Genomic DNA, 6,822 nt, shown 5'->3' with positions numbered 1-6,822 from the left:
GCGCTTGACAGGCATCCATGCCTGTCACCTCCCTCCGCAAGACCTGCGTTCGGCCTTCTGAAGTCGCGAAGATCAAAAGCAAGATCAAGATCAAGGTCAAGGTCAAGATCAAGATCAAGATCAAAGGCCAGAGTCGAGTAAGAGCGAGAGCTGGCAGCTGCCTGGCAGCCCCGGCTCAGACCCTACTTGCGCCGCGCGCGTTGCGCCAGATACTCCCGCACCTGCACAGCATCCCCAACAAACTCGATCCGCTCGGCCTTCGCCTCACGCTGATAGGCATACATCGGGTCGTAGTACTCGTTGAGCAGCCCCTCGATCCAACCTCGGTGCAGGTCCACACAGCCACTGCGCAATTGCTCTTCCAAAGCCTGCTCCAGCAGCGCCGTGAGCCGCTGATGGCGCTCTCCGCCCAGGCGCTTGCGGATGTTGGCCATGCTCTGCAGCATGCGCTGCGCGAACAAGTGCAGCCCGGCTTGCTCGCCATGCAGGGCGATGAACTCGGCACTGAGGTCGATGACATAGTCGCGCAGGATGCGCTCGACCCGGCCATCGAAACTGTCCTCCAGCCACACCAGCGGATACTGCTGCATGCCCTGGTACAAAGACAAAGGCACCGTGCAACTGCCAACGATGCGCCCTTCATCCTCCAACACGAATTGGCCGATACCCTGCGCGCGCTTTTTCAGCACATCGATGGCCAGCTGGTTCTCGAAGTCGATCTGGGCCGGTTGCCCGGTGGCGCGTTTGCCAAAGCTCGAACCGCGATGATTGGCATGGCCTTCAAGGTCCAGCACGTTGCCCAGCTGCTGCAACACGTCGGTCTTGCCAGTCCCGGTCAAGCCGCCAACCAGTACGAAATCACACTCGCTGACGGCCTGCTCCGTGGTTTCCAGCAAGTAGTTGCGCATCGCCTTGTAGCCCCCGCTGATACGCGGGTAGCGAATACCGGCTTCATCGCGCAACCATCCCTGGACGATCTGTGAACGCAGGCCACCACGAAAGCAATACAGATAGCCTTCCGGGTGAGCCTGGGTGAAGGCCACCCACGCCTCCAGACGGGCCTGCTTGGTGGCGCCGCCCACCAGTTGATGACCCAAGGCGATGGCGGCAGCCTGGCCCTGCTGCTTGTAGCAGGTGCCCACCTTCTGCCGTTCCAGATCGTTCATCAGGGGCAGGTTGATCACGCCGGGGAAGGCGCCCTTGGCAAACTCGACGGGCGCGCGCATGTCCATCATCGGCACATCGTCGAGGAACAACTGACGGAAATCGGTGCAGTCTGGCCGCATCAGGCGACCTCGACTGCGTGGCTCTGTCGCTCTGCCAGATAGCCGATAGGCGACAGCTGCAAGCCCAGGTCGGCGGCTGCCGCGAGAAATGCGTCTTCACCCTCCGGGGTCACGGCCACAAGCAGCCCGCCGCTGGTCTGCGGATCACACAGCAAGTGCTTCTGATCGTCACTGAGCGCGCCGATCTTGTGCCCGTAGCTCTCGAAGTTGCGCAGCGTACCCCCCGGAATGCAGCCGGCCGCGAGGTAGTGCTCGACACTCGGCAGGCGGGGCACCTTGGCGTAGTCCAGGTGTGCGGTCAGGCCGCTGCCCTCTGCAAGCTCAACCAGATGGCCGAGCAGGCCGAACCCGGTGACGTCCGTCATGGCCTTGACCCCGTCGAGCTTGCCAAATCGGCTGCCCGGCGTGTTCAGGGTACACATCCAGTCGCGCGCCACGCCTCGATCCTGCTCGCGCAGCACGGCTTTCTTCTCGGCAGTGGTGAGGATGCCGATGCCGAGCGGCTTGGTCAGATACAGGCGGCAGCCCGCCGTGGCGGTGTCGTTGCGCTTGAGATGGCGCTTGCTGACCACGCCGGTTACCGCCAGGCCGAAAATCGGCTCGGGGGCGTCGATGGAATGACCACCAGCAAGCGGGATGCCGGCTTCGGCGCAGACAGCCCGGCCACCGCGGATTACCTCACGAGCAACCTCGGGTGCCAGGACGTTGACCGGCCAGCCCAGGATGGCGATGGCCATCAGTGGATCGCCGCCCATGGCGTAGATATCGCTGATGGCATTGGTTGCCGCGATGCGGCCGAAATCGTAGGGGTCATCGACGATGGGCATGAAGAAGTCGGTGGTCGACACCACCCCGCGCTCCTCGTCCAGGGCATACACGGCGGCATCGTCGCGCGACGCATTGCCGACCCAGAGTTTCGGGTCCAGGGCCTGGGCACCGCTTTCGGCCAGGATGACGTCCAGCACCTTGGGGGATATCTTGCAGCCACAGCCGGCACCGTGGCTGTACTGGGTCAGGCGAATCGGCTCGCTCATGTGTACCTCGGCAGGTCAATTTATCGCCCGATTGTAGCAAAGCTGGTCATTGGGCCTGCGGCTCTTATAATCGTTGGGTCAATGACTTGCATCGAGCTGCAACCTGCACGTCGGCAAGGCAGCGCACATGCGCCGCCTGTTACTGCGCGCAGCCTCGAATTCGCCCCCATTCCCCGCTATTGAACCGGAGAAACCCATGCTCAAACGTCCTATGGCGCTCGCCGCCAGCCTGGTGCTGTCCTGCTGTGCCCTGGCCGTCCAGGCGGCAGAGACACTGCGTGTCAGCGCCATTCCTGACGAGGCGCCCACCGAACTGCAACGCAAGTTCAAACCCCTGGGCGAATACTTGTCCAAACAGTTGGGCATGCAGGTGAAGTTCGTGCCGGTGGCTGACTATCCGGCCGTGGTCGAATCGCTGGCCTCCGATCGGCTGGACCTGGCGTGGCTGGGCGGATTCACGTTCGTGCAGGTGCACCTGAAGGATCCGACGGCCACGCCGCTTGTGCAACGCGAGCAGGACGCCCAGTTCACCTCCAAGTTCATCACTGCCGACCCTGCGGTGAAAAGCCTTGCGGACCTCAAGGGCAAGTCCTTCGCCTTCGGGTCCGTTTCTTCCACGTCCGGTAGCCTGATGCCACGCTACTTCATGCTCAAGCAGGACAACATCAAGCCTGAAGGGTACTTCAGCCGCGTCGCCTATTCCGGTGCCCATGACGCCACCGTGGCCTGGGTGCAGGCTGGCAAGGTCGATGCCGGTGTGCTCAACGCCAGCGTCTGGCAGAAGCTGGTGGACGCCGGCAAGGTCGATACCGCCAAGGTGCGCGTGTTTGCCACGACCCCGACCTATTTCGACTACAACTGGACGGTGCGTGGCAACATGGACCCGGCACTCAAGGAGAAGATCAAACAGGCCTTCCTGAACCTCGACCCTGCCGACCCAGAGCAAAAAGCCATTCTCGACCTGCAGGCGGCCAGCCGCTTCATCGAAACCAAACCGGAAAACTACGCGGGCACCGAGCAGGCCGCCCGCGAGGCCGGCTTGCTCAAGTGACGTCTGCCGTGCCTTCTGAGGCAGTCATCGCGCTGCAAGGTGCAAGCTTGCGGCATGGCGCGGTGCGCGCCGTGGAGGGCGTGACCTTGCGCATCGCGCAGGCTGAGCGCGTCGCGATCATCGGCCCATCGGGGGCCGGCAAGTCCAGCTTGCTGCACCTGATGGCCACGGCGACCAGGCCTAGCAGCGGTCGTCTGGAGGTGCTCGGGCAGCAGCCATGGGCGTTGTCGACAGGGGCCCGGCAGCGCCTGCGGGCCCAGGTAGGCCTGGTTCACCAGGCGCCGCCGCTGCCGCCGCGCCAGCGGGTGGTCACTGCGGTGCTCGCGGGCCGCCTGGGCCAGTGGGGGCTTGGTCGCAGTCTGCTCAACCTGCTGTATCCCTGCGATGTGCCTGGTGCGCGCCAGGCCCTGGCCGAACTGGGTCTTGCAGACAAGCTGTTCGTGCAGTGCGGTCAACTGTCGGGTGGCCAGCTTCAGCGAGTAGGTATTGCGCGGGTGCTTTATCAGCAACCTCGTATCGTGCTTGCCGACGAGCCAGTGTCGGCGATGGACCCAGTATTGGCTGATCACAGCCTGGCGTTGCTCAACCGGCATGCCCAGGCCACTGGTGTGGCGTTGGTGGCCAGCCTGCACGCGGTCGATTTGGCATTGGCCCACTTTCCCCGGGTGATCGGCATTCGCGAAGGGCGCGTGCTGTTCGACTGCCCGGCCCAGGCGGTGACCGACGAGCTGCTGCAGGCGCTGTATGCCAACGAGCAGTTGGAGGCTGGACGTGGTGTTGATGCTACAAGCCCCCACGTGCAGTTGCCCAGATGCTGAGCGCCAGTCGCCGTGATCCGGCAATGGTGCCGAGGGTACTGATCGGGTTGCTGGCCATCGCGGTCCTGTGGCCGGGTATCCAATTGAGCGAGCTCAATCCGGCCGTGCTGTTGCAGGCCGAAAACCGCGAGCAGATGGCACGTTTCACGGGGGCATTCTGGCCACCGACACATGAACGCGACTTTCTCGAGCTATTGCTGGAGGCCACGCTACAGACCTTGGCTGTGGCCACCGCTGGCATGGTACTCGCCTGGCTGCTGGCCGTGCCGGCAGGGTTGCTGGCCAGCCGCGCCTTGTCCCTGAGCGCTGCCTCACGTGGCGGGCGCCCGGGTGTCTGGTCGCGCCTGGTGCGGCTGCCCGTACGGGGGGTGCTGATCTTCCTGCGCAGCGTGCCTGAAATCGTCTGGGCACTGTTGTTCGTGCGCGCCGTAGGCCTGGGGCCCACGGCCGGCGTGCTGGCAATTGCCATTACCTACAGCGGCATGCTGGGCAAGGTGTATGCGGAAATCTTCGAATCGGTGGACCAACGGCCTGCCCACGCCTTGTTGCAGGCGGGCAGTGGACGGCTGGCTGCCTTTTTCTACGGCATCCTGCCCAATGCCGCCAGCGAAGCGGTGTCCTACACGGTCTATCGGTGGGAATGTGCAGTACGGGCATCGGTGGTGATGGGGTTCGTGGGGGCCGGCGGTCTGGGTCAGCAGATCGACCTGTCCATGCGCATGTTCGCTGGCGCCGAGGTCGCCAGCATGTTGCTGACGTTCCTGGTCTTGGTGATGCTTGCCGATGGGCTCAGCCGGTTATTGCGCTGGAGGCTTGCATGAATCGGCTCATCAACCTGGCCCTGTTGGCCGCGCTGCTGGCAGCCATCGTCGGCTCGTTCGCTTACCTGGGGTTGGATTTCGGTGCCTTGATCGGCAACGGTGGGCTGGCCCAGATGGGCCAGTATGCCGGGCGGTTCCTGGCCCCGGACCTGTCCAGCGAGCATCTGCGAGCCGTGGCGCAGGGCGCGTTGGAGACCCTGGCCATGTCTGGCATCAGCACGTTGCTGGCCGCCATCATGGGCCTGTTGCTGGCGCTGCCGGCGGCAGGCCGCTTTGGCTGGCCGCTGCGGGCGCTGGCCCGGTTGCTGCTCAATGCCCTGCGCGCTATTCCGGAGCTGGTATGGGCCGCGCTGACGGTGCTGGCAGCTGGACTGGGACCAAACGCCGGCACCCTGGCGTTGGCGCTGCACACCGCTGGCGTACTGGGACGGCTGTTTGCCGAAGCGCTGGAAAACGCCTCGCCCGAACCTGCAGCAGCCTTACGCCTGCAAGGCGCGGGGCAGGTAGCAGCCTTCTGCTACGGCACCTTGCCCAACCTGTGGCCGCAATTGCTTGCCTACAGTTTGTACCGTTGGGAAAACAACATACGCATGGCCAGTGTACTGGGCTTCGTCGGTGCCGGAGGCTTGGGACAGCTGCTCTACACCACCTTGAGCCTGTTCCAGGAGGCCCAGGCCAGTACGGTGATCATTGGAATGCTGGCGCTGGTGTTTCTGGTCGATGCGCTCAGTGATGTACTGCGCCAGCGTTTTGTAAGGGCCTGATCAGGCCAGCGGCCCTGTGACCGCTGCCCGTTCTCAGGCGCTCACCGCCTCGCCCGATTGCGCGCCACGCTGCATCGATTCCAGGTTGCGCTCGATCGTCTCGCAGATGGTATCCATCTGGATCTGGTGTTCGCTGAAGCGGAACGGGCTCTGCAAGTCGGTCCCGATGCGCTCGATCGCCAGCAGCATGAAGCCAACAACTGTGGAGGCCAGGGGCGTGAACCATTCCAGCGACTCTACCAGGCCGACCGGTACGATCAGGCAGAACAGCGTGATGAATAACCGAGGGAAATACACATAAGGGTAGGGCAGTGGCGTATTGGCGATGCGCTCCATGCCACCTTGTGCATTGGACAAGTCCACCAGGGTGGACTCAAGGCGAGCCAGACGGATGCTGTCCAGCCGGCCCTCCTGATATTCCCTGGCCAGTAACGCGGCGGAACCACTCAAGATGTCATTGGCAAAATTGTTGGAACCGTGGTGCCGCTCGAATTCTGCCTCAGGGATAAACGCCACCAGCTCTTGTGGGCATTTTTCCCCCTTCAGGTGTGCGGCCAGGCAATTGATATAGGCGATGTGCCGACGCAGCAGGGTCGCCTTGACCGGATTTAATCCATCGTCAGGGTCATCGATCAGCGTCAGCGTCTGACGGGCGAAACTGCGGGAACTGTTGACCAGCGCGCCCCACAGGGTACGGGCCTCCCACCAGCGGTTGTAGGCGCTGCTGTTGCGAAAGCTCACCAGCACGACCAGCGCCGAACCCATCAATGAAAGAGGGATCAGGGGCAGGGTGAACTTGCTGTTGAGAAACAGCATGAAATCAATGGTGACCAGCACGTCCCAGATCAGCAGCCAGAACAGTGACCAACCGATGTAGCCGAAGGTTTTCACGACCAGGCGGTATTTGCGGATGATGACGTCTTTCAAATGGCGCACCTTTACGGGTTCAGGACCTTGGATGGGACGCTGAGTCCCGCCGAAGGTTCTGCATGAGGTTGTTGCAACGCGTGTGGGGCTGACAAGTGCTGGCGTGATATCCGAATGGGTG

General features: G+C 63.1%; 7 protein-coding genes. 4 read left to right on the top strand and 3 right to left on the bottom strand.

Annotated elements, in window-relative coordinates:
- Window positions 1-182: 182 nt before the first annotated feature.
- Both mnmH and selD read right to left on the bottom strand, forming a co-directional pair.
- On the bottom strand, window positions 183-1,286 hold the full coding sequence (gene mnmH, locus CRP40_RS16945; RefSeq protein WP_027913657.1) for a tRNA 2-selenouridine(34) synthase MnmH: 1,104 nt from the start codon (window positions 1,284-1,286) through the stop codon (window positions 183-185).
- A complete protein-coding gene (gene selD, locus CRP40_RS16940) occupies window positions 1,286-2,320 on the bottom strand; it encodes a selenide, water dikinase SelD (RefSeq protein WP_027913658.1) in 1,035 nt (344 codons plus the stop codon). Before selD ends, mnmH begins: the two co-directional genes overlap by 1 nt.
- 196 nt (window positions 2,321-2,516) lie before the next feature.
- Between selD and CRP40_RS16935 the strand changes: the two genes are divergently transcribed.
- The 4 genes from CRP40_RS16935 to phnE are packed head-to-tail and all read left to right on the top strand — an operon-like array spanning window position 2,517 to window position 5,774.
- Window positions 2,517-3,371 (top strand): putative selenate ABC transporter substrate-binding protein, encoded by an 855-nt coding sequence (locus tag CRP40_RS16935; protein ID WP_027913659.1) that lies wholly within the window; start codon window positions 2,517-2,519, stop codon window positions 3,369-3,371.
- Window positions 3,372-3,379: 8 nt separating this feature from the next.
- Window positions 3,380-4,189, top strand: coding sequence for an ATP-binding cassette domain-containing protein (locus CRP40_RS16930; RefSeq protein WP_050587301.1), 810 nt, complete (start codon window positions 3,380-3,382; stop codon window positions 4,187-4,189).
- The gene (locus CRP40_RS16925) at window positions 4,183-5,010 is read left to right on the top strand and encodes an ABC transporter permease (protein ID WP_027913661.1); all 828 of its coding nucleotides are present in this window, start codon (window positions 4,183-4,185) and stop codon (window positions 5,008-5,010) included. The genes CRP40_RS16930 and CRP40_RS16925 overlap by 7 nt, the downstream gene beginning before the upstream one ends.
- Window positions 5,007-5,774 (top strand): phosphonate ABC transporter, permease protein PhnE, encoded by a 768-nt coding sequence (phnE, locus tag CRP40_RS16920; protein WP_027913662.1) that lies wholly within the window; start codon window positions 5,007-5,009, stop codon window positions 5,772-5,774. The genes CRP40_RS16925 and phnE overlap by 4 nt, the downstream gene beginning before the upstream one ends.
- A 33-nt stretch (window positions 5,775-5,807) precedes the next feature.
- Here the strand turns inward: phnE and CRP40_RS16915 are convergent, their stop codons facing one another.
- A complete protein-coding gene (locus CRP40_RS16915) occupies window positions 5,808-6,701 on the bottom strand; it encodes a bestrophin family ion channel (RefSeq protein ID WP_027913663.1) in 894 nt (297 codons plus the stop codon).
- Between the last annotated feature and the right edge of the window lie 121 nt (window positions 6,702-6,822).

The organism is Pseudomonas sp. URMO17WK12:I9 (assembly GCF_900230165.1).
Classification (GTDB): domain Bacteria; phylum Pseudomonadota; class Gammaproteobacteria; order Pseudomonadales; family Pseudomonadaceae; genus Aquipseudomonas; species Aquipseudomonas fulva.
This window is presented reverse-complemented; position numbering and strand designations above follow the sequence as displayed.